The sequence below is a fragment of the Spartinivicinus marinus genome, assembly GCF_026309355.1.
Lineage (GTDB): Bacteria > Pseudomonadota > Gammaproteobacteria > Pseudomonadales > Zooshikellaceae > Spartinivicinus > Spartinivicinus marinus.
The window spans coordinates 4,581,073-4,599,322 of record NZ_JAPJZK010000001.1 but is presented as its reverse complement, the minus strand read 5'-3'; the positions used below and the strand labels follow the sequence as shown (position 1 = coordinate 4,599,322).

11 protein-coding genes and 1 pseudogene are annotated in these 18,250 nt (G+C 37.5%); 4 read left to right on the top strand and 8 right to left on the bottom strand.

Translation table 11 applies throughout. The annotated features are described in order from the left end of the window. Window positions 1–167 precede the first annotated feature (167 nt). Entirely contained in the window at window positions 168–563 is a 396-nt protein-coding gene (locus OQE68_RS20575; protein ID WP_180569164.1) for a mannan-binding lectin, read from the top strand. Between the two features lie 395 nt (window positions 564–958). Here the strand turns inward: OQE68_RS20575 and OQE68_RS30915 are convergent. Then, window positions 959–1,081, bottom strand: a pseudogene (locus tag OQE68_RS30915) (DUF3175 domain-containing protein); the annotation flags it as partial. A 188-nt stretch (window positions 1,082–1,269) separates the two neighbouring features. Here OQE68_RS30915 and OQE68_RS20570 point away from each other — a divergent pair. Further along, window positions 1,270–1,812: a DUF805 domain-containing protein gene (locus OQE68_RS20570; RefSeq protein WP_180569166.1), complete on the top strand. Its 543-nt coding sequence runs from the start codon at window positions 1,270–1,272 to the stop codon at window positions 1,810–1,812. Window positions 1,813–2,029: 217 nt separating this feature from the next. On the opposite strand, the gene OQE68_RS20565 is transcribed toward OQE68_RS20570, so the two are convergent. Together OQE68_RS20565 and OQE68_RS20560 are read right to left on the bottom strand one after the other, a co-directional pair. Then, window positions 2,030–2,818 (bottom strand): substrate-binding periplasmic protein, encoded by a 789-nt coding sequence (locus OQE68_RS20565; protein ID WP_180569167.1) that lies wholly within the window; start codon window positions 2,816–2,818, stop codon window positions 2,030–2,032. Between the two features lie 67 nt (window positions 2,819–2,885). Next, window positions 2,886–7,997, bottom strand: coding sequence for a 3-keto-alpha-glucoside-1,2-lyase-like domain-containing protein (locus tag OQE68_RS20560; protein WP_266195786.1), 5,112 nt, complete (start codon window positions 7,995–7,997; stop codon window positions 2,886–2,888). Window positions 7,998–8,234: 237 nt separating this feature from the next. Between OQE68_RS20560 and OQE68_RS20555 the strand changes: the two genes are divergently transcribed. Further along, on the top strand, window positions 8,235–9,251 hold the full coding sequence (locus tag OQE68_RS20555; protein ID WP_180569170.1) for a T6SS phospholipase effector Tle1-like catalytic domain-containing protein: 1,017 nt from the start codon (window positions 8,235–8,237) through the stop codon (window positions 9,249–9,251). Between the two features lie 82 nt (window positions 9,252–9,333). Here the strand turns inward: OQE68_RS20555 and OQE68_RS20550 are convergent, their stop codons facing one another. After that, window positions 9,334–11,175: a M4 family metallopeptidase gene (locus OQE68_RS20550; RefSeq protein WP_180569171.1), complete on the bottom strand. Its 1,842-nt coding sequence runs from the start codon at window positions 11,173–11,175 to the stop codon at window positions 9,334–9,336. Window positions 11,176–11,750: 575 nt separating this feature from the next. Beyond that, window positions 11,751–12,467: a substrate-binding periplasmic protein gene (locus tag OQE68_RS20545; protein WP_180569172.1), complete on the bottom strand. Its 717-nt coding sequence runs from the start codon at window positions 12,465–12,467 to the stop codon at window positions 11,751–11,753. Between the two features lie 607 nt (window positions 12,468–13,074). On the opposite strand from OQE68_RS20545, the gene OQE68_RS20540 reads away from it, so the two are divergent. Beyond that, on the top strand, window positions 13,075–14,043 hold the full coding sequence (locus tag OQE68_RS20540; RefSeq protein ID WP_180569173.1) for an ABC transporter substrate-binding protein: 969 nt from the start codon (window positions 13,075–13,077) through the stop codon (window positions 14,041–14,043). Window positions 14,044–14,134: 91 nt separating this feature from the next. Here the strand turns inward: OQE68_RS20540 and OQE68_RS20535 are convergent, their stop codons facing one another. From OQE68_RS20535 to OQE68_RS20525, 3 genes are read right to left on the bottom strand one after another with little or no spacing between them, the layout of a single operon-like run. Further along, the gene (locus OQE68_RS20535; protein WP_180569174.1) at window positions 14,135–15,043 is read right to left on the bottom strand and encodes an HvfC/BufC family peptide modification chaperone; all 909 of its coding nucleotides are present in this window, start codon (window positions 15,041–15,043) and stop codon (window positions 14,135–14,137) included. Beyond that, window positions 15,018–15,965, bottom strand: a complete 948-nt coding sequence (bufB, locus tag OQE68_RS20530) for an MNIO family bufferin maturase (protein WP_180569175.1) — start codon at window positions 15,963–15,965, stop codon at window positions 15,018–15,020. Before bufB ends, OQE68_RS20535 begins: the two co-directional genes overlap by 26 nt. Next, on the bottom strand, window positions 15,962–18,232 hold the full coding sequence (locus tag OQE68_RS20525; RefSeq protein ID WP_180569176.1) for a ferritin-like domain-containing protein: 2,271 nt from the start codon (window positions 18,230–18,232) through the stop codon (window positions 15,962–15,964). The genes bufB and OQE68_RS20525 overlap by 4 nt, the downstream gene beginning before the upstream one ends. Between the last annotated feature and the right edge of the window lie 18 nt (window positions 18,233–18,250).

The following is an 18,250-nucleotide window of genomic DNA, read 5'->3' as shown; positions in this document are numbered from 1 at the left end:
ATAATTGGCATATTTGCTGCCTATCCCTATCTGAGCTTAATTATTGAGCTTAGTTGTACTTTCATTTTTATATGTGTTACCGACAACTGATTGAGCAACTCAAAAAGATATCCTCAAATAGTTAGTTGGAACACAAATACAAAAATATTATTTTCAAGGTATTAATTATGCGTTTAAAAAAATTGATCGTTCCTGTTCTTACTTCTACTTTTTTGCTAAATGTTGGCGCTGCTTCAGCACTTTCTATAAAAGCTGGACCTATCTACAATCAAGCTGACGCAGAACAGAAATGTCCAGAAGCAACAAAACACTATGGCGGTTGGAATGGCCAGTGGAGAACAATAGAAAGTGGCGTCATGTCTGTGTGTGGAGCAGTAAATGGCTTTACTGGTAGTAATCCTTATAATATTAATGTAGGTCCTATTTGGGATAACGCTGACGCTGCACAGAAGTGCCCTTCTGCAACTCAATACTATGGCGGTTGGACCGGTAATTGGATAACTACAGTACCAGGCTCAATGTCAATGTGTGGAACCAATGAAATAGTAAACACTGACTATTAGAGTTTTCATTATAAATAAAGGGATGGCTACTACTCTAAAAGACTAGTCGACAATATTATTATTGCTAGCCATTCTATTTTGTTTTGTTTTAATCAGTTAGTAATTAGCAATATTTTTATTGCTAATTACATTTTACTAATCTAGACTTTAGCAAAATGCAATTAATCATGAAATAGTCATTTTCACCATACTCGAATTTTCTTTATTTTATGTATTCTACTCTACCATCTTTAACTGCAGTATTTACGAGAGTGTTAACGCAGCCCATAGATAAAACCAGTAATAAAGCAGTAATTTATTCCATAAGATATAACTGTTTATAATCCTCAGTTTCTATAAATTTATTCAATGACCGGTTAATTTACTCAATATCCTTTACAGGTACTGTTTTCTTACTAAACATATAGCCTACGTAACTCGTCCTTTGTCTTTTCTAAAATTTGTTTCTGCTCATCATCAAGATTCTTGCTTGCTCGATTAATATATAATACCAGCATTGGCATAGCAGAGCGGGATGCTGTTTCTTTTCGTTACTTACTTTCATCTGCCGATAGTTAGAAAAAATCTACGTACTGGGTATACCATCGAGCTTTCATATCCCTACATGAAAAAAAAATTTATAAACAAGTGTTTCAATTAATGTTTTTCACCCATACAATATATTCAATTTTTAACCACTCTTATTTATTGTTATAAAAGAGTTACTATGACTGTAGCTGTACAAAACTCATACTTATCGCCCCAAACAAATACACTAAAAGAATCAAGTAACGAAAGAAGCACACCAACATTTTTTGGCGTAAAGGGAAGAATTAATCGTCTTAGGTTTTTTATATACAATTTAGGGTTTTCACTCTTATCTAGTATCGTTGCTATTCCAATATTCATGATGGCAGGTGTTTTTATAGCCACAAGTAATAGTGAAAGTGCAATGGGTGCTAACCTTATACTTATGGTTATCCTTTACGGCTTATTCACAATAGGTGGATTAGCGTATTTTATGACAACCTGTATTCGACGTTGTCATGATCTGGGTAAAACAGGCTGGTTAACGTTGCTCATCTTTGTACCTATCCTTAACTTATTTTTCTATCTTTATATGTTATTTGCGAAAGGCGAGGATGATACAAATCAATGGTGTAATGCGCCAATCCCCTGCCCAACATGGCACCAATTAATTGCAGGGATATTTATTGGACTGTTTTTACTTGCCTTTGTTGGTGGAATAGTTGGCTCAATATTAAACTAATAAAAACAGATTTTACTTATTAATTGAGCCCAAGTTACTTAAATGGCCTATTTTTAGAGGCCATTTTTTATTGCATATAAAATGCAGCTTCCAGTTAGTATAGATTTCAACTTGATCATTAATATCCGATACCAGGATTTTGATTAAAGTTGATAGCCCCTCTCATCCAAGATATTGTTGAGTTCCACTTATCAGTTGAATCCAAGCATGATCAAAGTTAATCCACTCCATACTTAGCAAAGATCGCCTTAACTTCTCCGTTTTCTTTCATTTGTTTTAGTATACGGTCATATTTGGGAATAAGCTCTTCTATAATCGGAAAGGTTGATGCTTTAACAAAAGTATTATAATAAGGTTTGTCTTTAACTGGCTTAGGCAAATAACTAATTTTATCACGGTAGTTACCAACCTTAGCCTCATATAGAGTCACCATTGTAGGTAAAGGAACTATGTCAATTCTACCCAACAACAATTTTTTCATATGTAAGTCGTTAATAGGTACTTTGTCCACATAAAAAACACCTGACTCAGCTGCTTGCAAGAATTCTGGCGTATAAGAAAAACCTTCCGTCATTCCCATCTTCAATCCTTTTAAGTCTGAAAATGTATCATACTTAATTTTTCCCATATTTTTGCGCAAAATAAAAAAATGATATTGTGTGGTAATATGAGACTCTTTTGGATATATCAAATATTTTGTTCGCCATTTTTTATAGGAATAAGTAAATACCATATCTAAGGTTTTACCGGTTTTCCATAGTTGTTCCAAGCGCGATGATGAACTAATAATTACCACTTTATAATCAAGATTTAATTGTTTAAATACTCTATCAATGATATCTACATCAATACCAACTAACTTTCCATCATCATCTATATAGCGAATGGGTATTTCTGGAATGCCGCCAATAATTAACTGCCTGGCTATCAGCTGATTACTAATTGCAATAAAGAACACCGTTATAAACAAGCGTTTTATAAAGAGTTGTCTTATCAAAAGTAGCAATACACTCTCTCCTTAGACATGTTCTGTTGACTTTTAGCCTTGTCATGTTAAACAATATAACTCTTATTTATGGGAGCAAGTCAATCAAGAAATTATCAAATCGACTACCATTACTTCCCCAACTATAAGGAGCAATTGTGCCTTGGGTTAAATGACTATCCTCTACATTAAATATTGTCTCATCATCAATGATAATTTGTATATTGCTTCCATTAACAATGATTTTCAATTGATAGGTTTTACCTTGCTGATAAACCACATTATCTTCAGCCAGTAAGGTATAACTGTCGCCTACCCGTTTCACTAAACGTCGATACTGTCGCTGCTTATCCCACGAAAAACGATAGTAATGTTGATGGTCTTGATAACGAAACCCTACCCCTACCGCATCATCATCATCACTGCGTATCAAACAGCTTAACTGGTAGTTTACCCATTGCTTCCCAGGTTGATAAACCAGAAAAGTACCTTTTTTGGTAATATCAGTCACATCTGTTGGTTGACCGAAAACATTCGCATCTTCAACTAACATGCCTTGTGAAATATGCCAGTGGGCAGGTGCTGCAATATTACCATCAGTCACAACTTGCCAAAATGCTTCATTAAACTCACTGAAATCTTCATCCATAACCCGATCAGGAAATTCACTGTCAGTAACAGTTCCATAGTATATTTGTTGAGTATTCAAGTTATTATTTGTTAGTGTGGCTACAACTTTTACTGGTTGTGCTTTATCTACTTCTGCTGCTTGATAATTAACTGCAGCAGTCGTTGTAGCACTTAACTGGCCTATTCCAGTCAATTGCCAGTTATACTGAGTAGTGGGTGCTGAATCATTATCTACAACCACCGATAAACCTACCTGGCTGTTTTCATTAATAATTGCAGGTAACCCCTGTTCAGTACTTATGTGAGGCGGTTTCAAGTCAGTACTTAAATCAGTCACCAGCAACTCACTGAACTCACTACCTATGTTTGCCCAACTATATAGAGCAATAGTACCTTGTAAATAACTATCATCATTTACCTCAAAAATAAGCTGACCGTTAATAAACACTGATATTTGACTACCTTTTGCTATCACTTTCAATGAATAGGTCGCCCAAGGCTGATAACCTATATTATCTTCCGCTAATACGATAAAATTACTCCCCTCACGTTTCACCAGTTGTCGCTTATTCCCTGAACTATTCCAGCCAAACCGGTAATAGTGCTGACTATCAACCACTCGAAACATAACGCCTATTTGGTCATCATCGGTCGACCTCAACTTCATTTCCACTTGATAGTCTACCCAATCATTACCGGGTAAATACTGGATATAAGTGCCTAATTTGACAGGATCAGTTGGCTCTATCGGTGTAGAGTGAACATTGCTGTACTGAATTAATTTGTTTTGTTGAATTTCCCATTGAGCTGGTGATTCAATAGTACCTTCTGTTATTACTTGCCAATTGGCAAAATCAAAATCAGTAAATGACTCTTCTAATAAAGGTGTTGAAGTCTGACTTCCACTATCAGTTACTGTTATTGTCTGTTGCTGGCTAACCGCATTAACCCCATCAGACACCGTCACCTGTAAAACATGCTGTTCAGTTTCACTCACATCATTTGGTGTATATAGGGTTTGTAGGCCATTGCTATTAGATAATTGTCCTCCCCCTGTTATTATTTGCCACTGAATAGTCAGTTGCTCAGTAGGGGTATCAGGATCAGAAACCTCTACAGTTAATTGCGCTTGTTGTTGATCATTGATTTGACTTTCACTCACTTGTAACTGGTTAATAATAGGTAACTTAGGTGACCCTGCGGCCAACTCAGTGACTTGCAAGTTATCAAAAATACTCCCTTCATTTCCCCAACTGTACAATGCTAAGGTGCCCTGTAAAATGGGATTAAGCGTATCTGTGATAGTCAATATCTGCTGCTGATTCACCGAAACCACTAATTGATTACCATCAGCTCGAACAGTTAAATGGTAACTTTGGCCAGTGATATAAGGCTCCTGATCTTCAGCCAACACAATGAAATTGCCATTATAATATTTCACCAATCGACGATACCCTCGTGATTGATCCCAAGAAAACCGATAATAATTTCCTGCACTATCCTGACGAAACATAATGCCAATGGCATCATCATCTTGTGATTGAATATCAACATCAATAACAACATTTTGCCAGTCAAAACCGTGCTGATAGCGTATAAAAGTCCCTAGTTTGTCAGGTATTGAGCCATCATCATTGGGTAATGACCAAATATTACTTAACTGCCTAAGCTGTCCTTGTTGTACTTGCCATATACTGGGCGCTTGCTGATCTCCCTGGTCAGTCACTTGCCAATCAGATAAACCCAGTTGGGTAAAGTCATTAAAATAAAGTAACGGTGGAGCATTTGCGTCAGTTATGATTATTTCTGCAGTTTGGCTAACTTGATTAACCCCATCAGATACCGTCACCTGTAAAACATGCTGTTCAGTTTCACTCACATCATTTGGTGTATATAGGGTTTGCAATTCACTATCATTAGATAACTGTCCTCCCCCTGTTATTATTTGCCACTGAATAGTCAGTTGCTCAGTAGGGGTATCAGGATCAGAAACCTCTACAGTTAATTGTGCTTGTTGTTGATCATTGATTTGACTTTCACTCACTTGTAACTGATTAATAATAGGTAACTTAGGTGACCCTGCGGCCAACTCAGTGACTTGTAAGTTATCAAAAATACTCCCTTCATTTCCCCAGCTATACAATGCTAAGGTGCCCTGCAAAATGGGATTAAGCATATCTGTGATAGTCAATATCTGCTGCTGATTCACCGAAACCGCTAATTGATTACCATCAGCTCGAACAGTTAAATGGTAACTTTGGCCAGAGATATAAGGCTCCTGATCTTCAGCCAACACAATGAAATTGCCATTATAATATTTCACCAATCGACGATACCCTCGTGATTGATCCCAAGAAAACCGATAATAATTTCCTGCACTATCCTGACGAAACATAATGCCAATGGCATCGTCATCTTGTGATTGAATATCAACATCAATAACAACATTTTGCCAATCAAAACCGGGCTGATAGCGTATAAAAGTCCCTAGTTTGTCAGGCATTGAGCCATCATCATTGGGTAATGACCAAATATTACTTAACTGCCTAAGCTGCCCTTGTTGTATTTGCCATATACTGGGCGCTTGCTGATCTCCCTGGTCAGTCACTTGCCAATCAGATAAATCCAGTTGGGTAAAGTCATTAAAATAAAGTAGTGGTGGTGCATTTGCATCAGTGACAGTAATTTCTACAATTTGGCTGACTACATCGGTACCATCAGAGACCTCAAGCAGTAACTGATGTTGCTCACTACTAGTGACATCTGTTGGCGTATAATTAATTGAGTTCGCTGATACTGAACTAATTTGACCATTACCCGCCACTTGTTGCCACTGATAAGTGAGTGGTTCAGGTCCATCACTATCAGTAGCAAACACTGTTATCGTCGTACTTTGCTCATCAGTAATTGGGTTGGCATCAATAACAACTTGGTTAATCACTGGAAGCTGATTAGTTTCGCCAGAAGGACTCTCAATACCATAGTTAACGGTTGTCACTCGACTATTGCGCAGCCCTGCTGCAATAGTCATTGCTTTAATCACAACCGGTTGGTTAACGGCAAAAGGGCCTGTATAAACTAATGATTGAGCAGTAGGCTCCGAGCCATCAAGTGTATAATAAATAATACCCAGCTGTTGTTGAGTTTGCATGGTGACATTAATAAGCCCAGAGTAATCTCCACTAATTGGGCTGATGGTAGGTTTAATAGCTCTTTTTCCAAGCTGTGGGTGCTCCCATCCAACGGGCTTATACAACCAAACATTCCCTTCAATATTACCTTGCAATCCCATAAATACATCTAACTGTGTAATATATTTCCACTTTCCTAATACCCCTACGCCCGGTCCTATACTGGGGCCTTGGGTTTGAGATACAGGCATTTTTATTATTTGCCAGCCATCAGATGATACCGAAGCAGGCGGATAAAGCGCCCATACATCACTATAACCTTCCCACAATAAGTAACGATGACGATTAGCATCGTAGTCCATACCAAAATTATCATTCACTGCAAACTGACCGCTTAAATCAGTAAAATTAACCGGCTGATTACGATTGTCACTTCCTGCCTTAGCTAAATCCCAAAAAGTAAAAGTACTAACCCCTGATCGAATATAAATATTTAAAACAGGATCATACAAACCAGCCCCCTGACCACCAATGCCACTCCAATAAATACCCACGAGTGATACTTGATCCAAGCTCGGATTATTCACATCATTAATTATATATTTATACAGATTAGCTCCTGTCCCAGGGCCAGGGCGAGCATTAATATATACAACTTCTTTGCCATTTTCCTGAGTATAAGCTGATGTTCCATTAACAAAACTGTATGGTAAAGGTGGATTGCCGGGAATATTCTGGTAAATATCCCGATTTTCCCACATTTCTCCACCAATAATTTCTAACGTTGGTTGTTCCCGTTGCACATGAGAACCTGTCGTTCCTCCAACTTTATTTCCATCCGCTTTATTGGGATCAAATAAATAAGGCCCGGTACGAATTACAGTAAATGGATCGATTTCTCTTAAGTACGCATCACCATTGTTATAGGCAGCCCCACCAAATGTGAGAAAGCGATCCGCTATAGGCAAAAACAGTTGATTATCATAAGTATGAGCAGCTATAGGGGCCGCATCCACCCCATCAATGGCTATCCAGTGATTAAGCACACTTCGGGTAATTTCACTGGGTAATGATGCCCGTTCCCACTGTCTTGTAGTACCTCTCCAACGATATACATCATTACCTGGATAGTTAGCATGACCACCACCATAAATAATTAAATCACCTCGATTACTATCCCAAGCAAAGGAACTCCAAGCACCAATAATAGTTTGCGGTGTTATTGGTATAATTCCATCATAAAGTGGGCGAAGCTCGGGGGGCGTCCAAACATCACTAAACTGATTAAGATTCACTTTGACCCAGCTGCCTTCTGGAAGCAACTCAACAATAGCAACTAACCCAGTTAAATCTGGTGCTGCGAGTACTTTTGGTTGAATAACAAGTAATAACAGGCTAGCAATAAAAAACCATTGTTTAGTGTATTTATTAATTAACATAGTAGGACTTTACTATTAGTTATAAATTGTCTTATGGATTTCATTTAGAAGTAAATAACTTGTCATCTAAAGTTAGCAGAAATCTTAAGAGTTTGTTAAAGTGACTTAGCTTAAAGTATTTCATCAGAGGTAAGTGAATTTCAGTATTCAAGCTGAACTCGTCACTTCCTTGATTAAAACAGCTCTTTACCTAAATACTCTAATGACATATCAAAACATTAAGGAAAAGGAAAACCTATGAGCAAAAATATCGTACTTTGTTTTGATGGCACCTGGAATCGACCAGATGACCCTGACGATGAAACCAGTCAGGAAACGAATGTACGACTCTTTTACAAACAACTCATTAATAAGTCGCAACCAAAAACCACCTCTGACCAACAACTTGCTTTCTATGATGAAGGCGTTGGCTGCCATTGGTACGATCGCATCCGTGGGGGTATTTCTGGGTTTGGTTTAACCAAAAATATTCTTGAAGGTTACTACCATTTATGTCATAGCTTTCAAAAAGGCGATAGAGTCGCACTAATAGGCTTCAGCCGTGGTGCTTTTACTGCTAGATCATTGGCAGGCCTTATTTACAGCTGTGGCTTGATTCCTACAGTAACACTATCAGAGCATACGATTGAAGAAGCTTGGGAAGTTTATAAAGAAGCAGAAAAGCCCGAGAGAAATGCTTATAAAGCCAGACACATTTCATGCCCCATTGAAATGATAGGTGTATGGGATACCGTCGGTTCGCTTGGAATACCAATAGGGTTGTTAAAAAAAATTTCAGACAAGCTGGTACAATTTCACGACACTCGTTTAAATCCTGAGGTAAAAGCGGCTTACCATGCCCTGGCTATAGATGAACAGCGCTCAACCTTTGAGCCAACCCTTTGGGAAGATACCAGTCAGTCCCCTAATCAAACAGTTGAACAGGTATGGTTTGCCGGGGTGCATGCAGATATTGGGGGAGGCTATGTAAAAAGACATCACTCTAATGTCAGCCTTGCCTGGATGATCAGTAAAGCCAAACAGCATCAGTTACAGTTTAAAGAGCCCCTCACACCTTTGAACCATGATATTAGCCAACCTCACCATGACTCTTACCATTTATTATTTGGTAGAAAAAAACGTCGAGTGGCAAGTACTTCAGATAGAGTGCATCAAACCGTGCAAGAAAAGATAAACACAACGCCAGCTTATACTCCGCTTGCTCTTGTCGATCGAGAACCTGAAGGGTTAAACCCATATCAGATTGTGAAATAAACGAAAAAGGCATCTGAGTTTAATTCATTCAGATGCCAGATTTTCCATCTTTATTATTTTTATACGTCTTGAAAGGTATATTCTACTTATAGGTGGCTTTTAAGGTAACCCCTTTATAACTTGAGTAGCCCCTAATCATGATCTGATATTTACCAGAAGCCGGACGGGTAAAGTTACATACCTCATCATTACCCCATTGGTATGGACGACAGTCGTAGTTGGTTCTACTTGGCTTGCCATTACGTAGTACATACATATCTGCATCACCTGAACCACCTGACATTTCGACTTTTAATAATGACTTACCAGCAGGAACATTGATAAAGTAGAATCTTTCACTACCAAACTTCCCATCCAACCCTGTTACAGGCACACCATTTTTCAACTCACCATCAGTTGGATCTGGGCCTGGATCATCATCACAGGCATTGACACCTACTGTTTTAAATGCCGCTACTACATCCTTTTCACTATATCCCAAGTCCTTACTGGCCTTCTTAACTCCACAGCCCCCTTCATCAAAGGTTGAGTTTTTAGTCCAATGGGCTTGGTTAGCTAAAACAAAAGCTCGAAACGCTTTTTCTGTATTCCAGCCCGGTTTATGTGAAAGAAGGTAAAATGCCCGGTTAAACACACCTGAACTGTAGTGTACATTTAAACCATCATAATAGTCATCAGCATGCCCAATAGAGCGACCATCTTTAGTGGGATCTTCAAAATATCTTAGTGCTTTACCCACTGCGCCTTTGAAAATAGTTCCTCCTACCAGCCAGTCATTTCTCATATTGGCAGGGCGATCACTATTCATATAATATTCTGATGCTTCACCAGAAATATCAGAGAATGCTTCATTCATACCACCAGACTGATTACGATATTCTAATCCTGAATTTTGTTCAGTAAAACCATGACTGACTTCATGGGCAACTACATCTAGGCTAACCAAAGGGTAAAACCGGCTAGCACCATCACCAAAAGTCATTTGCCGGCCATCCCAAAAAGCATTTTCATAATTACGACTATAATGCACTCGAAGTTTTAACTTAAATGTTAAAGGCGCTGAATTAAACCAGTCTTTAAACATATCAAAAACAACATTACCAAAATAGTGTGCATCATTTAATGGCGAGTATGCACCATTTATTTCCTTATGAGTGTTTTCATCACAGGAAAATGAATGTATTTTACCACCAGAGGTCGAATGATTTAAATCAATTGTAGCAACATTGACGCTATCCATACTACAGGTAGAGCCATTCACTTTCACATCCATCATCCCATAGTCTTTACCAAAATAATACTTGCCTGTTTTTTCATTACCACCAGGCCCTTTACCTACTTTTTGATGAGCCAAGCCTTCCCATTGATCAATGATACTTCCATCTACTGCATCCATTATTACAAAAGGTCTGCTTGGCTTTTGACTATCAATCACAAATGAAACTTCATAGACAAGTTTGGCAGCACCTGTTTCATCTTGTATTATATAAAGCGTTGCTTGCTCATTATGAGTAGCTTGACTAGCATCAATATTTAAAGTGGATTTAGCATTATATAACGCTTCACTTTCATCAAAAGCAGCAATTGCAGAAGGTAAATCATTAGTGACATTATCCAATAATGAGCCACTAATATTACTGTATACGCCCATCACTGATAGGTCAGCAGCAATTGAAGCATTTCTTATCGGAATATTTTGATAATATTGTTGAAGTTTTTGTTTTACTTTACCATTAGGCAAAACTAGTGTTTTTACTGGCTTAAAGTCGTAATTAGAGTCCATTGCTAGCATGGCATTAATATCATTACCGCTATCTAATAATGCACTTAACTCATCAACTTCAACATAGTCGGCAGCATAAGAAGAAATTGCAAGTAAGCTAGTTACTGCCACTGCAAGCGGCTTAAGTTGGTACTTTTTCATCGTCTATCCCTGTTTAGATACTATGATTCCATTCCCAAACCAGCAGAGTGCTGGGAGGAGTTTTAAGAGCGGCCGCAAAATCGTCAGTAACTTTAAAGATGCACAAGACCAACCCGCAATGCAAAAAAAAATAAGTACAAACCGAACCAAAGCACTCAAATTAAGCCCCAACGGTAAGCAAGCAGATCAGTTAGGCTTTGCTTTATAGTGAATTCTTTATACTTTAGTATAATACTGAATAATCAGGCAGGAAAAGCAACATCGTAGATAATCTATAGGAATATGAAACCAAAAAAATAAAACACATGAATTATAAAAAAACAAAAAGACAACAATAATTTCTCACAACCTTAATCAACTGCACTAATTTATAGCATCATCCAGCTTAAAATCATTAGCTGTAAGGGTACAATTAATAGTTATAAAAATAAATAATAGCAAGCACCATCTACTATTTTTCATAAAGCCAAATGTAAACTCTCTTTTTTAGCAAAGTAACAAATATTTCACAAATTGATAGGAGCCCACTCAACTCACTTCAACCAACAACAATATTTACTATTCGCAATTTAAAACTATTCATCTATCAAATACGAGTTAATAATGTTTTTATAAATGCCTTCTCGCTTAATTTTATTAAGACTTTCCTTAAACTTAGAAACAGTATTATTATCTGTATCTTTATTAAAAGCCATATAATACCCTTCTGTAGACAAATCAGCTAAGTGAAACACTTTTTTTATAGTATACTTTGGCAGGAGCTTTCTTTTTTTTACTAAATAATATGCTGCTAGCTCATTCATCGGCCATAAGTCAATGCGTCCCTTAAGTAGTTTGAATAAATTCTGATCATGATTGAGTGAAGTAGAAATCTCACTACCTATTTTAAAGCCTTTATCAATCAAATATTGCTCTCTAACATCATTCATTACAGTACCCAACGTATACTGTTTTGCTTCATTTAAAGAGCTAATTAAAATATCATCTCTATTATGTAAGGAGAATAAATAAAATTGAGCAGGAGAAATAACTCCTACCCATTTAAATAGCTTTTCTCGCCTTTTGTTTCTCCCTAACGGGAATATTAACGTGTTTTTTTCAGTTAATGCAATGTTATACGCCCTTACCCATGGGTAAACACTGATTCTCAATCCATTCAACTTCAAGTCGTTTAGTACGGTCTTAACAATCTCTGTGCTTATTCCTTCTAGCTGCCCATCAATATAAATACTATAAGGAGGAAAATACTCAGTTATAATCTTAATATGCTCATTAGCAATAGAAACTTGCATCCATATTAGAAAACAAAAAAAGCAGCTCATTATTGACTTCATATTTACCCAAACTAGCCAAAAGCCTTAACATTCATTAACTATAAGCTATTACCAGATAAAATTATAAATCAATTATAAAACCAGAATTACTTGCAATGCTCTTTGTTTACAGCCACAAATATATCCCATATAGAAGGATTACCCATCATTTGAGTCGCTTTAAGCTTCAAAATAAAATGGTATATACTCACAGCGAAGGGTTATTTAGACGAAATCACCAAACTGATAATAATGCCAAACTAATTTGACTGGATAAGATTGAAACAGCCTTAACTAGCCGAATGTAAATACCAAGACGGCATTTATAAAAATCATCCTTGAGTGAGTATAAATTTGCTATTGAAAACAGCCCCCAACATTATCTATGGAGTACTAATAGTCCACAGACAAAACAAAGTAGTATTTATTTTTACAGATATTTTAAGTATATTGAGCAAAGGAAATACAGCCACAGAAGAAGTTGCTACCTTATTTAGAATATACACGACTAGTGAAACAGTAATAGCTTGAAAAAATAGCCTCTTAGCTATACTTACAGAATTAACAAGCTAGCAGGTATATATCAATGCCAAAAAAGCTTATCGCTTCACTATTTGCAATACTTAGCTTTCTAAGTGTTGCTGATACTAATCGTGTCAATATTTTAATGGTTTTATGGCGTGGAGATACACCAGCAGAAATTGGTTTTAAGCAGCAACTAAATAACTATGGATACGACGTTTGGTATACTGTTTTTGATGCGAAGCAAAACAGAGATGATTTAGTTTGGTTTGTCCAATCCGAAATAAAACCAAACCTAAAATACTATGATTACATTTATACTTTTGGTACAACAGTATCTAGCTTGGTAAAGCAAAGACAAGTTTCTACGGTCCCACAGCTATTTATGGTTGTCTCTGACCCCGTTAAAGCTGGGCTTGTCAAGTCATTAGCAGAACCAGTGGGTGGAAACATAACAGGCACTACTAGTAGTGTCTCACTGTATAAGCAGTTATATAATGCTAAAAAGCTTCTAGCTTTCACTAAAGTTGGTTTTCTATTTAATCCTAGAGAACTAAATTCTCAACATATTTCAAACAAACTCTTTAGCTTACAATCAGAACTGGGTTTTGAAGTTAAACGATTTAGAATCAAACCTGATAAAGAAGCCTCTATTAATGATTTTAATATAATTATGACAAAAATTGTCAACACAGGCATCAATACTGTTTATTTATCCAGTGATAGTTTTCTATTATCAAAGCGAAAACTGATAGCGCAATCGCTCATAGCCCATAAATTGAAATCTATCGCATCTGAGGAGGCGTTTGTACTAGACGGTGCTTTGTTAGGTACTGTTGCCAGCTACGAAAAGTTAGGACAACAAGCGGCTGATATTATCCACAAACACCAGCAAGGTGAGAAGATTGCAAATATGAAAGTTGTCACTCCTCAACAAGTCAAGTTCATTATTAATGCAAATACGCTAAAAAAAATAGGACTAGAAGTTAATCCTTCTCAGCTAAAGGATGTGACATTCATCGGCAGTGGTTGATAGCTACAAAAAATCGCTTAATAAAGATGAGTATACTCTTGACTGTGAAAACACCGCGCTATAACACTTTATAGTGGTCCCTAAAAATGATTCATGATAAGTATAATATCCCCTGTAGCAAAGCTTGTGGTAACCATAGGTAAATATCAGTTAATAATGACTGATAGGTTATACCACATCTGTTAGCTGTCACTTTAATAGCTTGATTAATTGATGTTGTATTCTTACAAGCTAATAAAAACTCATATTGCCAGTTTGTGATTGACTCTACTTTAACTCGATAATTGTTCCGGTAAAGAATAAGATGCTCTGCTTTTGGCTCAGGTAAATTAGCTGACTGATTAGAGTCTAGTTTTTGTAAATATTCAGCCAGTGGAAATGAATAACACCCCAATCGCGCTGTCTTAGATAAAGCTACAGATGAGTTATCAATAACAGGCAATATATCAAGATCAACGTAAATGTTTGTGTCATTTTCATGGCCAACACACCGTATCAGCTCCACACGCTGTCGTTCCAGTTTAGCCAGCTCAATCGGTAGTAATAACTGTTTTTCAAGCTCAGGGGAAATATCATCTCCATGGGGTCGTGTACGTGCTAAAAAATCAGAAAAGCCTTTACCTAACTCAAACAATGTAAAAGAACTGGAAGGTGTTTCCATAATATAAGCACGAGCAAACGTGTCAAACAGTGGTTGGCCTAGCATTGTGCATAATGCAGAGTAATCAGCTCGTAAGCACTCTAGCAGCCTGGCTACATAGCCATTTGCATAAATAGCTAAACGAGGCTTGCTGCCTATATGACCTTCCACAATCATTTGCTCAGCAGTTAAGTCATACTCTTGTTCCGCAGCTTGTAATCCATAGTAAAGCCCACTTTTATGGGTTGTTACTGCTTGAAACCATTGCTGGTGTCTGCTGAGGCAGATCTTGACTGAACTTCCACCGTCCCATCCCCCTTGCTGATTACAAGATTCACTGATTAATTTTAACTGACTCACCTGAGCTACCTAACTGAAAGTTAATTGGGTTTGAAATCATCTGCTGTGTTGATTCAAAAACAGCTGTATTGGGTATTTGCCCATTAATCACTTGTTTCGCTTTAAATACTTCCTCTGTTAATTGAGGGTAATCGGGTATATTAGCATCCCACTCTAATAAGGTAGAAACGCCTCCTGTCAGATGATGCACACGCTGATAAAGAAGCCAAACCTCTGTAGGGACAGGTTGATCATGGGTATCGATTAAACAATCACCATTCTTTGTTGGGCCTGCTAAATGCACTTGAACAATGTTCTCATGGGGTAAATTTTCAATATAAACCCATGGATCAAACCTATGATTATAGGCAGACACAAAAACATTGTTGACATCTAACAGTAAGCCACAGGCCGTCAATGCCGTTAGCTCACTAAGAAACTCCCACTCTGTTAATGTAGACTGTGTAAACTGTACATAAGTACTTGGGTTTTCCAGAATAAGGGGGCGTTCAAGAAAGTCTTGTACTTGCCTAACACGCTCTGCTACATACAGCAATGACTCTTCAGTTAACGGTATAGGCAACAGGTCGTGGGTATTGATACCGGCAATACCTGTCCAGCATAAATGATCAGAAACCCATTGGACTTGTATCTCATCAGCCAGTTGCTTTAACTTATTCAGATAGTCCCTATCTAAAGGATCACTACTACCAATTGATAGCGAAACCCCATGCATAACAATCGGTACTTTCTCTCTAAGCGAATTTAACACATACCGATCATAGCCATAATTATCGATAAAGTTTTCACTGATAATTTCAAACCAATCAACCTGCGGTTCATTTTGCATTAGATGGGGAAAGTGCTGATTTCTAAGCCCGACGCCTAAGCCTAAATGAGTCAGACCCAGGCGCCTTTTGCAGGATTGTTGTTTACTTATCATGTGGAAGGAGGAAATGCTAAGCGTAAATCACTAACAGCTGGTGGCGAGCTTGGTGATGATTTTCCACTGGCTTCAAGTGACTTACAATATGCCTTCCAGGCAATTTGGTAAACAGAGTCACCTTCTTTAAACTCAATATGACCATCCACTGGATCAGACGTACAATCAGACCCAGTAAATTTATATACCTGCATTTCACCACTACAAGGATAAAGCTGTGCAGCAGACATCGGCACCGCACAACCACCAAAGCCCCCACAAAAATTATTGCCAGGTGCAGTATAAAGCCCCGAGTCAGCGCTTGTATTTCCACTGTTTGAGCAATTTCCACCACCACTCACACTATGGACAAAACCACAACCACCTTGTCCTTTACATTGATTAGAGCCCTTACAGCTATGATAAACAGCTTTAGAAGCACAGCTTTGGGTTTCCTCTCCAGTATAACTAAGTCCTTGGCACGCATGATACATTTGACCTGATTTAACCTTTTCAATACCCAGTGACAAATCAGGGGCTTTGCCAAATATAGCCCAACAAATAGAGACTCGATCGCCTGAACCAAACATTGAGGGTGAAGGAAACTCCGTATTTGGGTTTTGCCAATATTGATTTAATACACTTGTAATACCGTAGATAGAACCTGCCGCTGTTTGACTGAACAACTGGTAATTTGATTCCCGACCTTCTAACTTGAGGTTATTTAATGCACAAGCAATATCATTTGGATCAGGTAGAACCTCTTGATATTTATTACAACCATAATATTCAGTTTTTAAATCATCTGCTGTCCAGTGGTGCTCTGGATCAGTATGCCACTTTTCCCAAGTCACAATTTGACCAAGTTTACTTTTAACCTCGATAAATCGTTCATAATGGTCATTCATACCATTATCAGCACGTGCTGCGGCAATATTACTATGATTGTACTCTAACTGACCTTTAGCTGAATAGTTTGGATAATCTTTTTCTAATGCCAGCTTATCAGGGCGATACCTAACTTTAACACTTCTTAAGTGCTGAATTTTCAATAAGTGATCTTCTAAGGGTATAGTTTTTAAGGCTAACATTAAGTCTCGATCTGACTTATTCTGTTCTTTTTCTAAATGACTAAAAACTAAAGCGCGAATATTTTTTATATCTAACAGATTGGTATCTTCACCTTCTGCTTTGGGGTGTTTGGCGTTAGGCTCATTATTAATAAAAGCCAATATTTCTTCCAGTTTTTCTTTCAAATGACCATTTGTCTGCGCTTTGCGAATAAGCCGTTCAACTATATTTTTTGCTGTAGTGGTAAGAAAGTCTAAGGAAGGTGCAACTGTACTACCTTCACCTTGATCAGTAATCGCATTAATCATGGTAAAGACTTTTTTCTTAGCCACTTCTGCTGTATGCTTTGCACTGTCCTTAGTTTTATTCTTAACAGTTGCATCAAATTTAGGGTATTCCTCATATGGGTGTCCACTATCCACCGCATTAAACTGGTCACGTTGCATAGAAACTGGCTGATAAAGGGCCTCCCAAAGGGTTGTATTATCGCTGTACCTAATCTCAAGGTATTGAGTTAAACACTTATACATATAACCAATGGAGCCAAACAATGGTAGGTTACTCTCATTATAATCTTCTTGCCAGCCTTTAAAGGGGACTGAAGGAAAATACTTATCACGGCACAATTCGTATTTAATCTGGCAATTTTTAAAGTGTTTATCTGTACCCAGCTCTTCTTCAGCAACATCTGAAGGCTCTTCTATTGCCAAAAACAGATCTAACTGATTCTCATCCACTGCTCCCAGCCTCACTTTTACATGGCTATAATGCTTAGTATCACGCAAATCTAAAATATGAGGAATAGTTGTTTTATCGTCACCATAGCAAATCCAACCAGCGTTTTCATTCTGCAATTCTTTACTGGTAAATGTGGGTGCAACACCCACGCTGCTGGCTATATTTGCGGCTAATTGTAAATGCAGCATCTCATCGATAAAGACACTATAGATAGTATTAAATGCTTTTTCATTCTCAGTAATTGGCTTTGCTACCGGTGCAGAACCTGGCCATCGATAGCCTAAATAAAGCTCATTATTAGAATTAATTTCATGCATCCCTTTAATTGAGTAAAGGGTTGTCATATAAAGGGGAATTGTAAAAAGTTCTACATTAACAGCAGCTTGAACTAGTGCTTTTACAGCTGAAATATCCGTATTGACATATTTAGGATCACGCTTTTTAAGTGCAGTTGCGTTTTTATTTTTTTCTGCGTCCATACCAGGCTATCCTTTTTT